At 56.2% G+C, this 18,573-nt stretch carries 22 protein-coding genes; 9 read left to right on the top strand and 13 right to left on the bottom strand.

Annotation, left to right across the window (positions count from 1 at the left end):
• Positions 1 to 105: 105 nt before the first annotated feature.
• Both radA (IG193_RS02665) and IG193_RS02660 read left to right on the top strand, forming a co-directional pair.
• Positions 106 to 1,191 carry a DNA repair and recombination protein RadA gene (gene radA, locus IG193_RS02665; protein WP_192819721.1) on the top strand — a complete coding sequence of 362 codons (1,086 nt, stop codon included), beginning with the start codon at positions 106 to 108 and terminating at the stop codon, positions 1,189 to 1,191.
• Between the two features lie 177 nt (positions 1,192 to 1,368).
• A complete protein-coding gene (locus tag IG193_RS02660; RefSeq protein WP_192819354.1) occupies positions 1,369 to 1,692 on the top strand; it encodes a 30S ribosomal protein S25e in 324 nt (107 codons plus the stop codon).
• A gap of 6 nt (positions 1,693 to 1,698) precedes the next feature.
• On the opposite strand, the gene IG193_RS02655 is transcribed toward IG193_RS02660, so the two are convergent.
• Positions 1,699 to 2,442: a hypothetical protein gene (locus tag IG193_RS02655; protein WP_192819353.1), complete on the bottom strand. Its 744-nt coding sequence runs from the start codon at positions 2,440 to 2,442 to the stop codon at positions 1,699 to 1,701.
• A gap of 135 nt (positions 2,443 to 2,577) precedes the next feature.
• Between IG193_RS02655 and IG193_RS02650 the strand changes: the two genes are divergently transcribed.
• Positions 2,578 to 5,406 carry a DEAD/DEAH box helicase gene (locus IG193_RS02650; RefSeq protein ID WP_192819352.1) on the top strand — a complete coding sequence of 943 codons (2,829 nt, stop codon included), beginning with the start codon at positions 2,578 to 2,580 and terminating at the stop codon, positions 5,404 to 5,406.
• On the opposite strand, the gene IG193_RS02645 is transcribed toward IG193_RS02650, so the two are convergent.
• From IG193_RS02645 to IG193_RS02625, 5 genes are read right to left on the bottom strand one after another with little or no spacing between them, the layout of a single operon-like run.
• Positions 5,403 to 6,416 carry a Gfo/Idh/MocA family oxidoreductase gene (locus IG193_RS02645; RefSeq protein WP_192819351.1) on the bottom strand — a complete coding sequence of 338 codons (1,014 nt, stop codon included), beginning with the start codon at positions 6,414 to 6,416 and terminating at the stop codon, positions 5,403 to 5,405. The genes IG193_RS02650 and IG193_RS02645 overlap by 4 nt on opposite strands.
• Positions 6,417 to 6,472: 56 nt before the next feature.
• Complete coding sequence (locus IG193_RS02640; RefSeq protein ID WP_192819350.1) at positions 6,473 to 6,967, bottom strand: hypothetical protein; 495 nt, start codon at positions 6,965 to 6,967, stop codon at positions 6,473 to 6,475.
• Positions 6,957 to 7,904, bottom strand: a complete 948-nt coding sequence (gene radA, locus IG193_RS02635; RefSeq protein WP_192819349.1) for a DNA repair and recombination protein RadA — start codon at positions 7,902 to 7,904, stop codon at positions 6,957 to 6,959. Before radA (IG193_RS02635) ends, IG193_RS02640 begins: the two co-directional genes overlap by 11 nt.
• Positions 7,904 to 8,452, bottom strand: a complete 549-nt coding sequence (locus IG193_RS02630) for a hypothetical protein (protein WP_192819348.1) — start codon at positions 8,450 to 8,452, stop codon at positions 7,904 to 7,906. Before IG193_RS02630 ends, radA (IG193_RS02635) begins: the two co-directional genes overlap by 1 nt.
• Complete coding sequence (locus IG193_RS02625; protein WP_192819347.1) at positions 8,449 to 8,826, bottom strand: hypothetical protein; 378 nt, start codon at positions 8,824 to 8,826, stop codon at positions 8,449 to 8,451. Before IG193_RS02625 ends, IG193_RS02630 begins: the two co-directional genes overlap by 4 nt.
• Positions 8,827 to 8,935: 109 nt before the next feature.
• Here IG193_RS02625 and tmk point away from each other — a divergent pair, with 109 nt between their 5' ends.
• From tmk to IG193_RS02595, 6 genes are all read left to right on the top strand, one after another.
• On the top strand, positions 8,936 to 9,712 hold the full coding sequence (gene tmk, locus IG193_RS02620) for a dTMP kinase (protein WP_192819346.1): 777 nt from the start codon (positions 8,936 to 8,938) through the stop codon (positions 9,710 to 9,712).
• 48 nt (positions 9,713 to 9,760) lie between these two features.
• Positions 9,761 to 10,342 (top strand): phospholipase D-like domain-containing protein, encoded by a 582-nt coding sequence (locus IG193_RS02615; protein ID WP_192819345.1) that lies wholly within the window; start codon positions 9,761 to 9,763, stop codon positions 10,340 to 10,342.
• Positions 10,343 to 10,627 carry a transcriptional regulator gene (locus tag IG193_RS02610; protein ID WP_192819344.1) on the top strand — a complete coding sequence of 95 codons (285 nt, stop codon included), beginning with the start codon at positions 10,343 to 10,345 and terminating at the stop codon, positions 10,625 to 10,627. It abuts the gene before it with no gap.
• Positions 10,628 to 10,655: 28 nt separating this feature from the next.
• Positions 10,656 to 12,068: a thiamine-phosphate synthase family protein gene (locus IG193_RS02605; RefSeq protein WP_192819343.1), complete on the top strand. Its 1,413-nt coding sequence runs from the start codon at positions 10,656 to 10,658 to the stop codon at positions 12,066 to 12,068.
• Between the two features lie 101 nt (positions 12,069 to 12,169).
• A complete protein-coding gene (gene alaXM, locus IG193_RS02600; RefSeq protein WP_192819342.1) occupies positions 12,170 to 12,892 on the top strand; it encodes an alanyl-tRNA editing protein AlaXM in 723 nt (240 codons plus the stop codon).
• Positions 12,893 to 12,922: 30 nt separating this feature from the next.
• Positions 12,923 to 13,612, top strand: a complete 690-nt coding sequence (locus tag IG193_RS02595) for a class I SAM-dependent DNA methyltransferase (protein ID WP_192819341.1) — start codon at positions 12,923 to 12,925, stop codon at positions 13,610 to 13,612.
• Here IG193_RS02595 and IG193_RS02590 read toward each other — a convergent pair.
• From IG193_RS02590 to IG193_RS02560, 7 genes are read right to left on the bottom strand one after another with little or no spacing between them, the layout of a single operon-like run.
• Positions 13,547 to 14,632, bottom strand: a complete 1,086-nt coding sequence (locus IG193_RS02590) for an NAD(P)/FAD-dependent oxidoreductase (RefSeq protein WP_192819340.1) — start codon at positions 14,630 to 14,632, stop codon at positions 13,547 to 13,549. The genes IG193_RS02595 and IG193_RS02590 overlap by 66 nt on opposite strands.
• A complete protein-coding gene (locus tag IG193_RS02585; protein ID WP_218042167.1) occupies positions 14,610 to 15,092 on the bottom strand; it encodes a DUF488 domain-containing protein in 483 nt (160 codons plus the stop codon). The genes IG193_RS02590 and IG193_RS02585 overlap by 23 nt, the downstream gene beginning before the upstream one ends.
• A gap of 53 nt (positions 15,093 to 15,145) precedes the next feature.
• Positions 15,146 to 15,445, bottom strand: a complete 300-nt coding sequence (locus tag IG193_RS02580) for a hypothetical protein (RefSeq protein ID WP_192819339.1) — start codon at positions 15,443 to 15,445, stop codon at positions 15,146 to 15,148.
• Between the two features lie 4 nt (positions 15,446 to 15,449).
• Entirely contained in the window at positions 15,450 to 16,760 is a 1,311-nt protein-coding gene (locus IG193_RS02575; RefSeq protein WP_192819338.1) for a C69 family dipeptidase, read from the bottom strand.
• Between the two features lie 39 nt (positions 16,761 to 16,799).
• Positions 16,800 to 17,519 (bottom strand): energy-coupling factor ABC transporter ATP-binding protein, encoded by a 720-nt coding sequence (locus tag IG193_RS02570; protein WP_192819337.1) that lies wholly within the window; start codon positions 17,517 to 17,519, stop codon positions 16,800 to 16,802.
• Positions 17,520 to 17,521: 2 nt separating this feature from the next.
• Entirely contained in the window at positions 17,522 to 18,265 is a 744-nt protein-coding gene (locus IG193_RS02565; protein WP_192819336.1) for a CbiQ family ECF transporter T component, read from the bottom strand.
• Positions 18,266 to 18,269: 4 nt separating this feature from the next.
• The gene (locus IG193_RS02560; RefSeq protein WP_192819335.1) at positions 18,270 to 18,569 is read right to left on the bottom strand and encodes a type IV pilus modification PilV family protein; all 300 of its coding nucleotides are present in this window, start codon (positions 18,567 to 18,569) and stop codon (positions 18,270 to 18,272) included.
• Positions 18,570 to 18,573 lie beyond the last annotated feature (4 nt).

Here is an 18,573-nt window from a genome sequence, read left to right as displayed (position 1 = left end):
AGGCTTGTTATCATGGGAACATATAATGTTGACTTCACTTTCACTATACTTGTTGGCAACCTTTAAATACTCTTTCAGCGTAATTTCCTCCGGGGATTAGTGGCGATGCCTAAGAAGAGCAAGGGCAAAGCCGAAGAGGAGGTAGAACTCCGGGAAGCCAGTTCTGAGGCAAGTGAGCTAGACGAGATAGCGCGTGGTATATTGCAGGAGGACGAGGCGGCTGAAGCCTTCCCGGAAGAGGTCGAGGGCGAGGAGATACGCCTAGAAGACCTTGAGGGTGTAGGTAGGATAACTGCGCAAAAGCTACGGGCAGCCGGTTACTACTCCGTTAAGGATCTAGCGTTCGCGTCTGCGCATGAGCTAGCGCTGATACTCGGCTCGGAGGAGCGTGCTATGGCTATAATCAGGGCAGCACAGAAGCTCGTAAGCCGGGGAGAGGAATTCATCACAGCGAAAGAGCTATTCGAGAAGAGGAAGAATATCGAGTACATTAGCACGGGCGTTAAAAGCCTTGACGACCTGCTCGAAGGCGGGATAGAGGTTGGAAGCCTCACGGAGCTAATAGGCGAGTTCGGCGCCGGGAAGACACAGCTATGCCACCAGCTTAGCGTGATCGTGCAACTACCAAAGGAGAAGGGTGGTCTTGGTGCACGGGCGCTTTACATAGACACTGAGGGCACGTTCAGGCCCGAGAGGATAATCCAGATAGCTAGAGCAAGAGGGCTAGAACCCGAGAAGGCTCTTGAGAACATAATATATGCTCGGGCCTACAACAGCGACCACCAGATGTTGCTTGTCGACGAAGCCAAGAAGTACATTGAGAAGAACAATATTCGACTAATAGTAGTTGACAGCCTAATCAACCACTTTAGGTCAGAGTATCCCGGCAGGGAGAACCTGGCCTCGCGCCAGCAGAAGCTGAACAGGCATATAAGCCAGCTCCACAAGCTCGCAAGCCTCTACAATCTGGCTGTTGTCGTGACGAACCAGGTAATGGCGGCTCCAGACGTCTTCTTCGGCAACCCCCTCAGGCCTGCAGGTGGGAACATTATGGCCCACGGCTTCACGTACAGAATATGGCTCCGCAAGGCTAAAGAGGGGAAGAGGATAGCCAGGATCATCGACAGCCCCAAGCACGCTGAGAAGGAAGCCGCCTTCGCAATATCCGAAGACGGCGTTACAGACGTCTAAGAATAGCCCCCGGCGCGCCGGGGCCTCAGACTCACATCCTGTACAGGGTTGGTAGGCAGAGGCTGGCTCGCCGGGCCCACGCAACGCGGCAGGCTTCTCCGTACTTCTAGGATGCTTGCAGTGGCGGAAAAGGTTTAAAAACGCTGGGAGGCTATATTGGGTAGAGAGTGAGTAAGTATGGGTGGGGGCAAGAAAAGGCCCACGGTAAGTGCCCTCGAGAAGAGAATGAAGAAGGGGGCTGAGGGGAAGAAAGAGGAGGGGGGCAAGAAACCGCAGATGAAGCTATCTGGGTCAACTGGTGAGTTGACGGAGCTCTCACTCGAAGCCGTTGTAAAGGACATAAAAGGCCTAAAGTACATTACTCCCTACGTTCTCGCCACCCGTTTCGGCCTGAAACTTAGCCGGGCGAAGAGGGTTCTACGCGAACTTGAGAGCAGAGGGGTTCTTGTAGCTGTCGACAAGAACAGCAGAGTGCCGATTTACGTGCCGGCCGGCAAGTAGTGTCCTTCAGGTTTTCTCAAAGAGGTCGTATAGCGGCAGGGAACTCTGCGTTCTCCTGTAGAGCTTCCTGAGCTCCTCGCCGGCATTTATGACATTGTTCTCTGTCAATTCCACAAGCCTCCTCCTCCTCAACTCGAGGAGTATTTTCTCGGCCTTCCCAAGTTCGACCCCATCGTTAACCATGTCGCTCAGGAACCTCAACTTGCCTACGCTCCAGTACCTGCCTAGATACCTTATAGCCTTCGAAAAGTCAGCGTCTTTCAGGAGATCCTCTAGTCCGCTCAAATCCCCTCCCTCCTTCTCGGTAGCCGTAGTTCTGGCGGGAGCCTCCTTGCTGGGCGCCTCCCCCTCAACCCCTCCTATTCCGGCCTCCTCGTGCTCCGGCTCCTCTGCCTCGCTTTCTACCTCTGCTTGGAGGAATTTTAGAAGCGAGTGGGAGGAAACTGCCCTAGTCTTCTTCCTGCTAGTCTTCCTCGGAGTAGGGGCTCTAGCAGGCCTAGCGGGCTGGACTGCCTTCTTGACGTAGACTACCCGTGAGGGCACCTCAATGTTTATGACAGGCTCGATTACCTGCGGCTCCCCCTCGCCGCGGAATTCCCCGCTCTCGAGCAACTCCTGTACAAGCACGTAGAGTGTGATTTCGCTAATCCCCTTTCTTTTAGCCCACTCCACGAGCTCCCCAGCGGAGACGCTGCCCCTGCTTTTTATGAAGCTCTCAAGGTCGCCCTTGAGGCTGGCATAGTCCTCCATGGCCCCTTCACGCTACAACATGTCTCATTCACTACTCTCCACAAGGCCCCTATATTTCTGGCGTCCCTCCCAACAACCCCGAGACAAAGGTTATTACCCAAAACCCCCATGGAGTCTCCTAGAAGGTAACTTAAAGTGGCTGAGGCGACGCTACAGGAACTACAAGACAAGTTGCCAAGGTCTCTACTAGAGGTGCTGGAAAGAGAGGGGTACAGTAGCCTAAACTACATACAGCTACAGGCCCTCAAGCTCTATAGCTACACCAGCAACCTCCTGATTGTAGCACCCACCGGGTCTGGCAAAACAGAGGCTGCTGTTCTTCCCATACTTAAGAGCCTATTGGAAGAGGGAGGGCAACCAATATATGCCTTATACATTACCCCCCTCCGGGCGCTAAACAGGGACATAAACCTCAGGATGCGAGACTTGTTTGTATCGCTAGGGTTCTCCGCAGAGATACGACACGGCGACACGCCCCAGTCAAAGCGCAGGAAGATAGCTGAGAGCCCACCGCACTTCCTTATCACAACCCCAGAGACGCTCCAGTTCCTAATTGTAGACAAGAGGCTTCGGACACACCTACCCAACCTCCGGTGGGTTGTCGTCGACGAGCTCCACGAGCTCATCGACGACAAGAGAGGCGTCCAGCTTGCAGTTGCCCTAGAGAGGCTTAGACTCCTCTCAAAGAGCCTCAGAGTAGTGGCTCTTTCTGCAACGCTCAGGGATCCTAGCAGGGCGCTTGAATTCATTAGTGGCGGGCGGAGCGGTACCGTCATAGAGTGGAGCGAGAGAAAAGCCTACAGGATCACGATTGCAGATATCCCCCAAACAGGCGGATATACCCCCGACAACGTGCCACCAGAGCTCTACTCCAAGGTTAGGCTAATCGCCGACGAAGCGGCCAAGGGGGGCGTAATAGTCTTCACGAACACCCGAGACACGGCGGAACTGCTTGGGAGGGTTCTCTCGAGAGACTTCGGGCTTGAGGTTAGAGTCCATCACGGCAGCCTATCCCGTGAAGAACGCGAGGAGGCAGAGTCCATGTTCAAAAGCGGGAAAATAAAGGCGGTAGTCGCGACTTCGAGCCTGGAGCTCGGCATAGACATAGGGTACGCTAGGCTAGTCGTGCAGTTCGGCTCGCCTCGACAGGCCATAAAACTGGTACAGAGGGTCGGGCGTGCGAGACACAAGCTAGGCGAGGTATCAGAGGGCATCATAATCCCCCTCGGCGTAGAGGATGCCGTCGAGTCGGCCGTTCTCGCCAGAAGGGCTGTACGCGGCGACCTCGAGTCTCTAGGCACCTTTAAATCCCCGCTGGACGTCCTGGCCCACCAGGTAGCTGGCCTAGTACTCGAGTACCGCGAAGTGCCCATAGACAGGCTCTACGCAATAGTCACGAGAGCCTACCCCTACAGAGAGCTGAGCTACGGTGCACTAGTCGAACTACTGAGGTTCATGGACTCTATCGGCATCGTCAGGCTCGACGGCGATAGGGTTAGGATGGGGAGGAGGACGATAAGCTACTACTACGGCTCGGCCTCGATGATCCCCGATAACCCCTCTTTTGACGTAGAAGACCTTGCCTCCAGGAGGGTAATAGGGCACCTAGACTACTCATTTGCATCAATGATAGACAGGGGTAAGGTGATTATCCTGTCCGGGAGAGCCTGGGAGATCGAGGAGGTAGACGTTGAGAGGAACAAAACCTACGTAACTGAGCACACGGGAGAATTGGGAGAGCCGCCGATCTGGACAGGCATGTTGCTACCCGTAGAGTGGAGGGTTGCCAGGGAAGTCGGAGCTTTTTACAGGAGGCTTTCCGAGCTATTGCCGAGAGGCAGAGAGCAGGAGCTCTTCAGAGAGTACAAAATCCCGGACTCCATAGCTGCCGAGCTGAGAGGAATCATGGAGAAACAACTGCGCCTGGGGATCCTCCCTACCGAAAACAGCGTAGTCGTGGAAGTCCAGCGCCAAAGCGGGAAAACTATTATCGTCTGCCACACGTACCTGGGCACGAGGGGCAACAACCTGCTGGCCCTCCTCCTGGCGTTTGCAATTAGAGGGTTTTACGGCTTCTCTACGCGCTACTACGCTGACCCCTACAGGGTATTTGTCTACGCCCCCTCCGAGCTTTCGGGCAACATGGTAGAGGAGGTCTTGAGGAAGGGCATACCCTGGGCGCTTGAGAGAGTGAGAGAGGCCGTGCGCGAGAGCAACGCATACCTTCTCGAACTCCTACACGTGGCGACTCGGATGGGCGTAATAGACAGGAGCAGGGGTAAAGTCGAGCCAGGCTACTTGTCCATACTGAAGAAGAGGCTCAGGGACACCCCCGTTGACGTGGAGGCGGTTAACTCGTGCCTGGTCGAGCACTTCGACCTAGAAGTAGTCGAGAAATTCGCCAGGTCTATTGAGGCCGGGAAGAGGAAAGTTTACGTCTACACAGTTGCAGAGCTAAGCCCTCTATCCCAGCTAATCTTCGAGAAGCCATTCGTGAGGACAGGGGTCATCTCCTCGGGCATCCCGATATCCTCTGTCCTAACAGCCGTCCTAAAGAGGCTGGAGAGCACGAGAATAGTGCTCTACTGCATGCACTGCGGCGAGTGGAGCTCAGAGCTCAGGGTGCAGGACGCCCGGAACATAGCTTCGTGCCCAAAGTGCGGGTCGAGGGCCTTAGCCGCCCTAAGGCCCTACGAGGCGGAGAACATAAAGATAATCAGGAAATGGAGGAGAGGGGAGAAGCTCACCCGCGAGGAGGAGAAGTTCGTTGAGAAAGCAAGGCAGATAGCGTCGCTCTTTATGTCGTACGGCTACCCAGCACTCCTGGCGCTAGCCGGTCACGGGATAGGCCCGTCGACGGCGAAGAGTATTCTCTCGAAGAGCCGGGATGAAGAAACGCTCGTTAAAAACATACTTTTAGCCGAGGCCAACTACACCAGGACTAGGAGGTACTGGGAGGACTAAGTTCTCCTCTCGACGTCGACAGGCCTGCCTTCACGCACGCTCTTCCAGCAAGCCTCCGCTATTTCGACAACCCTCAGCCCGTCTAGCCCCGAGATCGGCGGGTGCGTGTCGTTGAGTATGGAGTCGATGAACGCTTGATCCTCTCGCACGTAGGCGTCGTAGAACCTCGCCCAGAACCACTGCACACCCCTGAATACGACTCCACTCTTCACGCCAATAGCCAGGTTTGGATCCACGTGGCTGCCCACATAAACTGTCCCCTCGGTGCCCAAAACCTCAGTTCGCAGATCGTAGCCGAAGACGCTCTTCCTGCTACCGTGCAAGACGCCGTAGACGCCGTTTTCAAACTCGAAGTTCACGTTGACTAGGTCGAGGTCACCCTTAGCCCTAATCTCGTCGTAGAGGACTGCTGCCCCCGAGACGTATACTTTCCTAACCTCGCTACCTACCAGGAACCTGGCCATGTCGAAGTCGTGGCTAAGCATGTCCAGGAATATCCCGCCGCTCAGCTTCGGGTCTTGGGCCCAGCCCGGCGGAGCACCCGGGTCGCGCGCGATGTTGAGGAACGCGACGGGCCTGCCTATCTCGCCGCTCAAAATCCTCCTCCTGGCTTCCTCGTAGGCGGCGTCGAACCGCCTCATGTACCCGACCATCAGTTTAAGCCCAGCCTTCTCGGCCTTCCTCACTACGTCTACTGCCTCGTCTACCGTTACGGTTATAGGCTTCTCTGTGAAAACGTGCTTCCCGGCCTCCAGCGCTCTAACAATCATGTCGTGGTGCAGGTAGGTAGGAGTAGTGACAAAGACAGCGTCGACTTCCCCGTCTCTCAGCAACTTGTCGTAGTCAGTGTACGCCTTAACCTTGAGCTTCTCGGCCGTAGACCTAGCAAGATCCTCTACGACGTCCATTACAGCGACCAGCCTCGCATTCTCAACTCTGTAGGAGAGAATCTCCGCGTGGACTCTGCCGATCCTGCCGAGGCCTGCTACAGCCACACCGACTCTCTTCAAAGCCGCCACCCCTATTTCTCACCTAAAAACCCGTGTTAAGCATTGCTAGCAAGTTTTTAATAATGTATTTTCTTCAGGAATAATTCCAGTGACTCCAGTGCTATCTCCTCCCAGCCCTTAACCTCCACGATGCGAGCCCCCCTTAGCTCGACACGCGGCCTCACACCCCAGTTAAGCTCGACCAGCAGGCCATAGAGGCTCGCCTGCGCGCGCTCATAGCCGCGGTACGAAGTGTAGCTCTTAACCTCCGCGACGCGGACGGGAACGCCCTCCCGGAAAAGCACCTGGTCGGCCACACCGTAGAGCCACCCGAACCTGAACCTCCACGCCAGCGGGAGCGGGGTTGAGACAAGCCTCTCTCGTGCGATCAGCTCGGGATCTCCCCAGAGCTTCGAGTGGAGCTCTCTGCCAGCCTCTGTTCCCATGCCTTTGCCTCTACCCCGTATCTTTGCAACTTGCGTGACCGTGTACTTCGCCTCCTTAGAGCTACGAGCTCTCTCAAACCTCTCAATACTCTTCTCGAGGAGTAGAAGGGCGAGACTACCTGGCATCTCGGAGGCCGTCCCTAGCTATTGCAAACTCCGCGCTAGCACCCCTGGGCAACCGGGGGCTGTCCAAGACCTCCACGAGGAATGTCTCACCAGTCCTCTTCATTAGGAAGCGGTGCGTGCTGGCATGCGCGATAATGTTCCCGCCAGCAGGGAGTTTTACCGCCACGCCCCACGCGCTTGGGACGCTCACGACCTGGTTTGTTATAACTGTCACAGTCCCGTACAGCCTTGACAGCCTCTTCAGCCAGTCGAGCATGTAGTTGATGCGCTGCTGCCTCATGGCAAGCCACTCCCTCCCCCGGAACTGGGCCCTGTACAGGGCGATGACGCTGTCTATCACCACTAGCCGGGCCCCAGACTTGAGAACCTTTGGCAGGCCCCTCACGACGAATTCCTCGAGCTCGTCGACGCTAAGAGGCCTTACGACGTATATTCCCGACAAAGGATCCTCCACGCCAAACCTCTCCCCGATGCCCTCTATTCTCTCGGGGCTGAAGGTTCCCTCCGTGTCCACGTAGACTGCTCCACCCCCGAGACCGCCCCTAGCCGGGGGGAGCTGAACCGTGACTGCGAGCTGGTGGCATAGCTGTGTCTTGCCCGTGCCGAACTCGCCCGCGAACTCGTAGATATCGTAGACCGTGAAGCCGCCTCCCATTAGTTCATCAATAGAAGCCACGCCCGACGACAGCGCGTCTCTCTTTTGGAGGAGTGCGGCGTACTCCCTCCCAGTATATGCTTTTGTCTCCCACCCCGCAATGCGCCTGGCTGCACGAACGATCCTAAGTGCACGTTCAAAATCGATTCCAGCCAGCTCCTCGAGCTCCTCGGGGTTGAAGAGAACTAGATCCTCGACGTGCTCGATCCCCAGAGCCTTAAGCTTGGCGATGGTGACCTTGCCGATGTTCTCCACACCGGCAAGTTCATCGATGTCGTGCATCAAGGCCCACCGCAGAACGGCTCGCCATCCAGGGAGCACAAACCCTTGTCACCACAGGCCAAGCGCCTGGCGAAGCTCCAGGCCCCCTCCAGGCTCCTGTCACCGTATACTAGCACTGGGACGCGGTAAGTTACAGATATCCTCGAAAGGATGTCTAGTGCGTACAGCACGCCTTCGCGAACGTCTCTCGTAAACCTCTGGTCGATGTCCTCTACGACCACGGGACGCCTGGCTTCATCGAGGCTACGCGGGAGGTCGAAGAGCAGGAACTCGAGAAACTCTTCGTCGAGCAACTCTGGCACGTAAAGGCCCCCAGGCACGTCCAGGTATACTCCGCTCGCAAGGCTAACTCCAGCTGGCAGGTAAACGCTCCTACCACAAAACTCGACGGAGACGCTGAGTGGGAGGTAGAGCACGGTGGTCTCGCGGGTAATAGCTAGGACTTCTTCTGCGAGCTCACCGAACATCGAGCGTATCTCTACGTCCCTGAACACCTTGAGGTGTGTTCTCGAGAACTGCTCCCTACCTATCAAGACTACCCTGCTCACAGTCCCAGCCTCTCACGCCCCCTCTTCGCCAGAACCTCTAGCCAGGGGTTACCCGCTAGGAAGGACGGCACAGCCCCCGCTCCTGGTGCTACGGGCTCGAGGGCGCTTGCTGTGTTCTCCGCCTGCTGCACCAGGCGCGCATCTAGCCCGATCAACTCCCGCATCTCTCTGATCTTCCTGTAGACCCCGAACCCTTTCTCCGATAGTGAGATCAGGAAGACTCTACCTTTCTTCCTTACTTTTACCAGTGAGTACTTCTGGAGGAGCTCTATAGCCTCCCGAGCCTTACTAGAATTCCTCGAAACCTCTACCAGGCTCTTCTCGCTCTCTCCTATCTTCCAGACCCAGAACAATATCCTGGTAAACTCGTCCACAATAAAGCACTGGGTAGCCTAGTATAAATATGTTTTTATTGAGTAAAACAATGTTCTATCAATAGTGGGGGCGAAAATAACATTACCTCACGTGGCATTGAGTGGGGGTATGTCCGACGACGTTAAAGACAGAGTGTTCTGTCCCTCATGTGGGGACTACGTAAGACCACGGGTTGTCCGCACACTAACGCTCAGCGGAGAAGTCATCATCGAGTACTACTGCCCGAAACATGGCCTCGTCGAAACGCAGAAGAAGCAACTCGCACTACCCCAGAGGCGGGTAACGCCAGGAGGGCTTTACATCGTCTTCGAGGGCATTGACGGTAGCGGCAAGACAACACAGGCAGTCATTCTCTACGACTACCTGTTGAAGAAGGGCTTCGACGTGGTGCTAGTCAGGGAGCCGTGGGTCAAGGCAATCAAGGACTTCCTCTACAAGCACGACCTAGATCCCGACGCCGAGGCCTACCTCTTCGCCGCCGACAGGATAATCCTGCAGAAGGAAGTCGTGCTGCCGTCCCTAGAAGCCGGCAAGATAGTGCTCTCCGACCGATCTGTGTTCGCCAGCCTCGCGTACCAGGTTGCGAGGGGGTTGCCCGAAGAGTTCATCCTCGCTATAAACAGGTCTATACGGTTGCCTGACGTGGTTGTACTGCTGGACGTGACCCCAGAGGAGGCCCACAGGAGGCTAAAGGCTAGAGGCGAGGTGACGCGATTCGAGGATCCAGGCTTCATGGCCAAGGTGCGTGAAAGGTACCTCCAGCTAGCTAAAGACTACGACGACATATTCCTCGTAGTAGACGGCAACAGACCAATACAAGAGGTTCACAGAGAGATTCTCTCAAGGCTTAAAGAACGACTCTCAGGGAGGGTTAAGCTCGATTGATGGCATAAGAAAAACAATTTATAAATTTGGAGAACTACTTACTCTTGTATGCCGGGAGCTCGTCGCTCGTCCACAGGCTCGATACTAGTACTGGTGCTGTTACTTTCGGGTTTAGCGTTTCTAGCCGGCCTCTACCTCGGGAGCAAGTACCAGGCTCCCGCACCGCTAGAGGCCCCAGCAACGTATGCCGGAGTAAGAGTAAAAATAATAAATGATAGAGACTACTACCCCACTCTCTTGGATCTTCTCTCAAAGGCTAACAAGTCAATATACATTGCAATGTTCGAGTTTAAGAGCGACACTGACGAAATATCGAGAATAGTGGAGATCCTCATATCAAAGGCTAAGAGAGGGGTTGACGTGAAGGTAGTCCTAGAGAACACTATTGACGTGAACGAGCTCACCTATCGCAGGCTCCTGGACAACGGGGTCTCTGTGAGGTTCGACACTAGGGCTAAGACGACTCACGCCAAGCTGGTGATAGTAGACGGGAGGTACGTGATAGTAGGCTCACATAACTGGAGCTACATGGCGATGATGCGCAACCACGAGGCAAGTGTCCTCATCGACAACCCGGAAATCGCGGCTGCTGATGCATCGTACTTCATGTCGATATGGCGGGGTGAGTAGGTGGACAAGGACAGGCTTGTAGGCATAGTACTCACGCTACTCTCACTCTCCATCGGAGCAACTTACACGTATGCTCTATTCTTCGCGGGCGATGAGACAAGCATGCTTGTCTTGAAGCTGACTGCCCTTGCCACAGTAGGCTCCTTCCTCCTAGTACTCCTAGTTATCGGCGTGTCTCTAGTGCTCTACCCGCCCCCCGTTAAGGTAGAGGAAATCGAGAGGAAGCTCTCGGAGGAGCTCAGGAAGCTCAAGGAGAAAGGCTACCCGTTCCCCTGGGTGCAATAATTATAGGCCTGGCGCTCTCTCTTAAGCGATGAAGCTTGGAAAAATCCCACTAAACGAGCTGCTCGGAACCCTCAGGGAAGTAGGAATAGCTCCCAGCTTAGACGCCAACACTGTTGAAGGAGACCTCGTAGCATCAACAAACCCCGCGGTAGGAGTCCCCCTAGAAGCCCTCGGCTTCTTCGCGTTCCACTACTCTGCCTCCAACGTCGCCGTGGCACACGCTCAACCGCTCTACGCGTTTCTAAGCCTGACGATGCCCCCTACTTCCACCGATGAGGAGGCGAGCCTGGTCATAAAAGCGTTTGCAGACGAGTGCAGGCGGTACGGAGTTAAGCTCGTTGGTGGCCACACAGCCCGGTACGAGGGCATAGAGTACCCCCTGGCCGTCTCAACAGTGATTGGTAGGAGGGTGCGCGACCGTAAGCCGCCGAGCACAGGTGACTCTATATACGCCCTGGGGGTTGTCGGGGCCGAGGCAGCCTGGCTCCTCGGCAGTGAGGTTCCTCTGAGAGAGATGACCCCGCTGGACTATGCCCTCTTGCTCCAGAGAGTCCCCGAGGTTAAGTTCATGCACGACGTCTCGGAGGGCGGCGTGCTCGGGGCTCTACTCGAGGTTAGCCACTTCTACGGCCTACAGATCGAAGTTCAAGCTGACGGGATTAAGGTCTACCCCGGGCTACCACCAGAGCTAGACCCCCTTACTGCCCCAACGTACGGCGTGCTACTCGCATTCACCGACGAGCCAGCAAAACTCGAGGCTGTTTGTAACGACGGCAACATTGCGTGCGCCAGGATCGGCTACGTTAAACAGGAGGGCGTCGGGGTGGTCTACAAGTCGTCGGTCTACGTGGAACCGCTGCCAAGCCCCCTCGTTGAACTCTACAACCCGTACACGCCAGGGGAATTTGAGCTAGCGCAAGTCGAGCTCGCGGCTAGGAGCCTCCTAAAGACGCCCGGCTTTGAGCAGTTAGTGCCGGAGGTCGGGTCGAATATAGCCTTTGCGAGGACAAGGCCCGAGAAACCAGAGGATGTAGCCGCAATCGAGGGCAGGATAGTGAGGACGCCCCGTGGATTGAGAGTGTGCGGCAGAGTTGCTTACGGCGCTTCGAGGCACCTGGCAAGAGTCCTCATCGAAGCCTCGAAGCTCGACCCAAGGCTACGCTCCGCGATAAACCTGAGGCCTGACCCCCTGTTCCTGGAAGCCCTAAGGAGCATGGGCATAGTGCCCGTTGTCGTCTCGGGCGTGCACTCTGAGTGCCCAGTAAGCTACGCTATAGCTAGTGGGGCGAGAGGAGTAGCGTTCTACTACTCCAACGTGCCCAATCTGGAGCCCTCCCTCGTTATTCTAGCGGAGACGCCCACGGCCCTCGTCGAGATAATAAGGGAGGCTTTGAACCGGAGGAAGACTTTATCAAGCCCCGAGCCACCTAATACACGATGATGACTTCGCTTGCCCCCCGGCGACCGGTGAGCCGGATTACCGCGGACTGAACTTCTCCCTTTTGGAAAAGTATTATAACGCCCTCAGAGGTGGGTTAACCAATGCCGAAGCTACTCTACCAGTTTGACAGCTACATGAGAGAGTTTGAGGCTACTGTCACTAGGATTGAAGGCAACAAGGTTTTCCTTGACCAGACAGCATTTCACCCCGGGCCGAGCGGTGGCCTGGACACAGACAAGGGCTGGCTCGAGCTCCCAACTGGCGAGAGAGTTGAGGTACTCCAGGCCGTAGAAGAAAGCGGAGACGTGGCACACGTGGTCTCAACCCCGCTAAACCTCCAGCCCGGAGCACGCGTGAAAGGGTTGCTGGACTGGGAGCGGAGGTACAGGATGATGAGGCTGCACACCGCCAGCCACGTCCTAGCGGCAGTCCTCTACAACAGGTACGGGGCCATGGTCACTGGCGGGCACATCCAGCCTGAAGGCGCGCGCGACGACTTCGACCTACCGGGTGTAGTCGACTGGAAAGCGGCTCTCGCCGAAGCCATAGCCGAGACCAACGGCATCTTGAAGAAGTGTATAGAGGTGAAGGTATACTGGCTGAAGAGGGACGAAGCCCTAAAGATCCCGGGCATCGTGAAGCTAGCTGGCAGGCTCCCGCCAGAAGTGGATGAGATAAGAGTAGTAGAGATTCCTGGTATAGACATCCAGGCAGACGGCGGCCCCCACGTCAAGAATACTTGTGAAGTCGGAGAGGTCATACTCCAGAAGACAGAGAGCAAGGGCGCGAAGCGCAAGCGCGTCTACTATACTGTGGCACCGTAAAGCTTTACCCTTACCACGGGTAATGCTCACGTGAGCGAAGAAGTAATCCGGGTTTTCTCGGAGAACGCTGAAGCCTACGACTCCTGGTATAGAACCGACGCGGGCAAAGTCGTCCTTGAGGCAGAGGCAAAACTCCTAGAAACGTACCTGCCCGAGGGCACCGGGATAGACGTGGGAGCCGGCACCGGAGTCTTCGCGGAAAAGCTCTCCAGGAATCGGGAGATCGTGTGTTTAGACCCCTCTGAGTCCATGTTACGACTCGCTAGAGAGAGGTGCATGCACTCGATTGTAGGCGTAGGCGAGTACCCGCCGCTCAGGAGCAGATCAGTGGACTTCGCCTACATGGTGACTGTAGTGGAGTTTCTCGAAGACCCCAGCAGTATATTTAAGGCCATAGGGAGCTTGCTCAAAGAGAAAGGAGTACTAGTGGTTCTGTCCATAGAGAGGGAGAGCCCCTGGGGGCGGCTCTACATGAGGCTCGCCGCAGAGAGAGCAGACCCGGTACTCTCGAAAGCAAGGTTCTACACGAGACGCGAAGTCGAAGAAATCCTCCTCGCGTCCGGCTTCGCCGTAAGGGGCAGGGCGTCGACCCTAGACTACGAGCCCCTAACAGTCCCGGAGGGCGAGCCGAGACGGTACATAGAGGAGGAGTGCTCAGAGTGTGGCGTCTTCTTGATCGCCTGCGAACAGGCCCCCCGAACCCCTTGCAAGCCCGCCTAGGCCGCCCAGCCTAGCGACCTTCAGGAAGAAGCCCGGCCACCTCGCAAGAGCCCCAGCTAGAAAGGACTTAGTCACGCACCCTGCAGTCACACACTCCAGCACTTCTACTGGCGCCTTCTCGAATATCTCGATCCGACCAGCAGGAGTACTCCTCTCGAGGGCCCTCAGTACTCCGAGCTGGACTTGGATATTGAAGTCGAGGCCATAGCCCGAGATTACATCCTGGAAACTCCTCCTGCCTAGGACGCTCTCGAATAGCGCCCTTGCGGTGATCATTGAAGGCCTAATGCCCTCTCCTGAGAGAGGCATTACCGCCCCAGCGGCTTCGCCTATCCTGACTATACCGTCCCCCTCCAGGCGTAGCCCGCCCGAGGCGACAGCACTACCCATTACAGAACCCCCCGTTTCCAGCCCAATAGTTCTCGCCAGGGATCTCAGATGGCCGAGCAAGCGATCCCTGCCAGCGATTCCCCCAACGCCAACCTTTGCTTTACCATCCCCGAGTGGGAAAACCCAAGCGTACCCGACCAGGTCTGGTAGGAAGTGTATTCGAATTGCGTCTCCAGGGTACTCCCTGACTCTGCCCTCAACTTGGAGCGCTAGCGCTTTCCTGCCGCCATAAGCCGCGTGGCCCCGGGCATCGACGACAAGGTCAAAGCCGTGTAGTCTCCCAGGATCAACCCACCTCCTCTCGACGTCTACCCCCTCCAGGAGAGAGCTGATAAGCCTCTCCTTGTCGATTATATATCCGTAGAATCTCCCCCTGCCAGTCTTGGAAAGCCTCTCCCCAACGTATACCTCATAGCCGGTGATCTTCACTAGCACTATGTCTTCAGGTATCCTGAACACTCTTTCAATAGTGTGAGGCACTCCCCAGCCACAAGCCTTGAAGGCATACCTTGGAGCTCCCTCGAAGACTTTAACCTTGTAACCGGCATCGACGAGTAGCCTGGCGAGGAAAGCACCAGCAGGCCCCCCTCCTACAATGGCTACTCTCTCAACTCCTCCTCTTGTGCTCATAGGCACGCCCGACCTCCACTATATGAACCACCTTGAACCCGTCCTTCACCAGTGCATCCGCTATGAACCGCCTATGGCACTTGAACCAGAGCCTCTCGGCGCACAGCACAGCAACAACCCTTTCAAGGGCCAGCTCCTCGAGGGCCCTCAACCCCCTCTTGAACTCTTCTGTCTCCATGTACCGCTCATAACCCCCCTCCCGGTAGCCTCCCAGCTCTCTCCCAAGCCACACGTAGCCGTAGCCCCGGCTCTCGAGAGACTTCTTCAGGCTCTCTGAGTTGAAATGCGGGTACTTCGAAGAGACAGGCCAGCGGCGTACGTCCACCACGGCCTCCACGCCGTACTTCTCGAGAATAGAGAGTAACTCTTCTAAGCTCCTGCTACTATGCCCAACAGTGTAGATAACTCTGGCGTTCCCCTCTATCCGCGACCCGCAAGCCTCTCTACTCCGGGGTTGCACCTTTTCTTCACCACGGGAGCGCCCAGGGCTGTCTGGACGTGTTGCTGAAGACCTTACTCAAGTGACTTCAGTACCTGCTCGAACTCGTCTACTGACAGTTTACTGAACTGTAAAATCACTTGGACTTTGTCAGGCTTGACTATAGTCACGATGGCGTCCCTGTACACGCCCTTGACTAGGGGTCCAAACTTCGCCGTGACTTTCCCCTCCCTCTCGAGAAAGCCGACAATCTTGTCTATACAGCCGTCCTTTACTGTAAAGACGTACGTCTTCGACGACGCACACACCAGGCTCCTGTTTACCACGCACACAAGTACAACTAGCGACCACGCATATATTACCTTTAACTTCAACGCGCTAGACGCTCACACCTGCCCTGCGGTTCTCCCTATACCAGTACCACTCGAAAAGGGGGTTTAGGCTCCTCTCGCGTCGGACTAGTCCAGCCCACTTCCTGTCTATCTCGGCTCCTATCTCGAACGCCCGCCTGGACAGGCTGGCCAGGTCTTCCCTTGAAGCCCTTCCAGCCAGGAACTCCTCCCGGAGACGTATAGCCTGCTCGTAGAGCTCCCTCTCGGCCTCTTCAATCTCCCTCATTATGGCATCGGCGTACCTTGGATACGACACTAGTAGCCTCCTGTGAAGTAGCTCGTGGGCCCACCAGTAGCTCTGGGGGTCATACCTGTCTGTCGGGCTAGAACCCAAGTCCGGGACTCCCGACTCGAGGAAAACCGGCTTGTAGAGGGATATGCACGGGGAGCTTGTAGCAGTTACGAAGACTATTGGCGTTCTCTCGTAGAGCAGTGCAATCATAGAGTTTGCCGTCTGGCTTGGCCGCGTTAAGCCCCCGGCGTGCATGCATATGTCGCGCATAGAGCCGCGGGCAGGCGAGTAGTTCCCGTCTCCTGCATGGCTCCTCATTAACCTGCTGACTTTCCAGAAGTCGATCTCGCCCTTGCTAGCCTCCAGTAGGGCCTGCGTAAACCTCTGTCTGTAGACACCTTTAGCTACCTTGGTGTACAGAAAGTCTGAGAAGTGTCTCGCGAAGTCCAGCTTCTCTATTCCACGTGTCTTCATGTATTCGCGCAGGCTCTCGCTCTCGAGATCCCACCTCTCGTGTATCGATAGAGCGTTCGAGATGCTCCTCACGTCCTTCACTCTCTCGGCGACCCAGTACCTCCCTGCTGTCTCGAGAACCCACGCTTCCCGTGGATCCGCGATTATGAAGGAGTTGTGGTAGTAGAACTTTCTGTCCTTCCTGCAGCTGCCACCCTGCCCGTACTCCTCCAAGAGCTGGGTAATCACGCCGAGTGCCTCTCTCGCTGTTCTAGCACGCTCCAGGGCGAGGCGTAGGAGATCCATGCCGGTCAGCCCCGTCTTCGCGTACTGCTCTTTAGTGAATACTGCCTCGTTCCCGATGGCGACGCTGTACTCATTGACGCCCATTTCAGCCCCCCACATCCACCAGGGCCGCGAAATGACAGCCGCGTACGTTTCGTCGACCTGGGGGACTTCAATATAAGTACACTTAACGTACTCCTCGCTGTGCCTCTTGCGGGGCAGAAACTCGACGACCTGCGCCTCGTTAGGATCCCTATCGCTGTTTTTCGCAAATATTGTTACTCTCTCCCTAGTATACTCGCCTAGTGCTACAATAGTATCGCACATACCTGCAAGAGTCCCCGCCTCTACGGGTAATAAACCTAGCTACTCGGCGCACCCCCCTACACTGTTGCTGAGACTCGCGTCCTCCAGGATTTCCCGGGGAATAGGCGGGGAACCGCTCCACGTAATCCTCCCGTCATATAGCACGAATACTCTGTCTGCAACCCTGCTGACTAGCTCGACGTCATGAGTAGCTACCAGCACGGCTTTACGCTCTCTACGTAGCTCGCAGATAGTGTCGAGTAGAAGCTTCACGCTTCTAGCGTCAAGGTTAGCCGTGGGCTCGTCAAACAGAACCACCTCGGGGTCGTAGACGAGGATCGATGCTATCGCAACCCTCCTCTTCTCCCCGAAGCTGAGAGCGTGTACAGGCCTCTCGAGCAGATCTTCAATGCCGAGCTGCGCGCTCACGCGGGCAACTCTCTCCTCCTTCTCCTTAGAAGATAAGCCCAGCTGGTCGAGGGCGAATAGCAGTTCATCTCTCACAGTAGGGTTGAAGAGCTGGTCGTCGGGATCCTGGAAAACCACGCCTATCCTCCTCCTCGCGTGGGGTAGCTGGCTGTAGAGATCCCTGCCGTCTAAGAGAATTCTGCCCCTCTCAATCTTCAAGAGCCCGGCCATTGCCAAGATTAAAGTAGTCTTACCTGCGCCGTTGGGTCCCAAGAGCCCGGTTATCTCTCCAGCCCTAACTTCAAGGCTAACTTCCTTGAGCACGCTGCCAACGCCTGGCAACGAGACCCACACGCCTTCGGCAGTGAGCATGCCTACACCACGAGCACGAACACGAGTACAGCAGAGAATATAACCATGGCGGCGTCGACCTTGCCGGGCCTAGCAGGAGGGGCTCCCCCTATAAGCCTGGAATCAAAGTTCCGCGAGGCGAACGCGAGCCTAGCCCAGTAGGCCTTTGCGTACGCCGACGCCAGGACGCTGCCGGCTACGCTGTTAACGGCTGTCCAGGAAAAGCTCCTACTTTTCACTAGAAGCCTAGCCTCCCTGGCCGAAATCAAGCGTAGCGTCTTCCACGCGAACAGCGGTATGAACCTAACAGTGAAAGCCAGCTCGTCGCCTAGAGAGCCCAGGAAAGCCAAGCCTCTCAGGCCTGAAACCAAACCACGCCACCCCAACACCGCGTAGAAAGCCGTGAAAGCCGATGCGGACGCGACAGCCCGTGCCACGAAGACGGGGACTGGTGTCTTTTCCCCGTGCAGGAATCCTGCAATGGCAGGCAGGGAGACGAGGGAGGCAAAGAAGAGGGCCGTCAGTGTCACGAGTAGCCACTCACTGAACTTCCTCGCTACGAGCGCCGCCAGGCCTGAAGCAGCCACGACGAGCAGGAGGGCTTGGAGCCGCGTACTGAAAGAGGAAGCCACAGTTACTGCTAGAGCAGAGAGGAGAGCCAGCGTGCTGTTCAAGCCAGGGTGCCCGCGGGCTGATAGATTGTCGAGGGCTCCAGCTATCGCGGATAGGAAGGAGGAAGTCAGAGAAAAATGTCCTTTTAAGGACACGCTCCTACCTTAGGAGCTTCAGTACGAGGAATGCGAGCAGGAGCACGACTACAGAGCCTATAACCCCGCTAACGATGTAGCCGAGCCAGTCCGGCAGTCCCGGGACAGTGTAGTCGATGAGCGGTGTCCAGTTATTTTCCTCAGTTGTCTCTTTGAGCCCCAGCGCCTCAGCTGCCAAGTCTAGGGGTTCGTGATAGCCTACGATGCCCGTGAGTATCACCCCGAAGACGGGGCTTACGGCGATGAGCACGGTGATTAGGGTGAAGGCCCTCCTGTGCTTCGAGAAGTACTCCCTGAAGCTCATGCTT

The sequence above is a fragment of the Infirmifilum lucidum genome (assembly GCF_014876775.1).
Classification (GTDB): Archaea; Thermoproteota; Thermoprotei; order Thermofilales; family Thermofilaceae; genus Thermofilum; species Thermofilum lucidum.
This window is presented reverse-complemented; position numbering and strand designations above follow the sequence as displayed.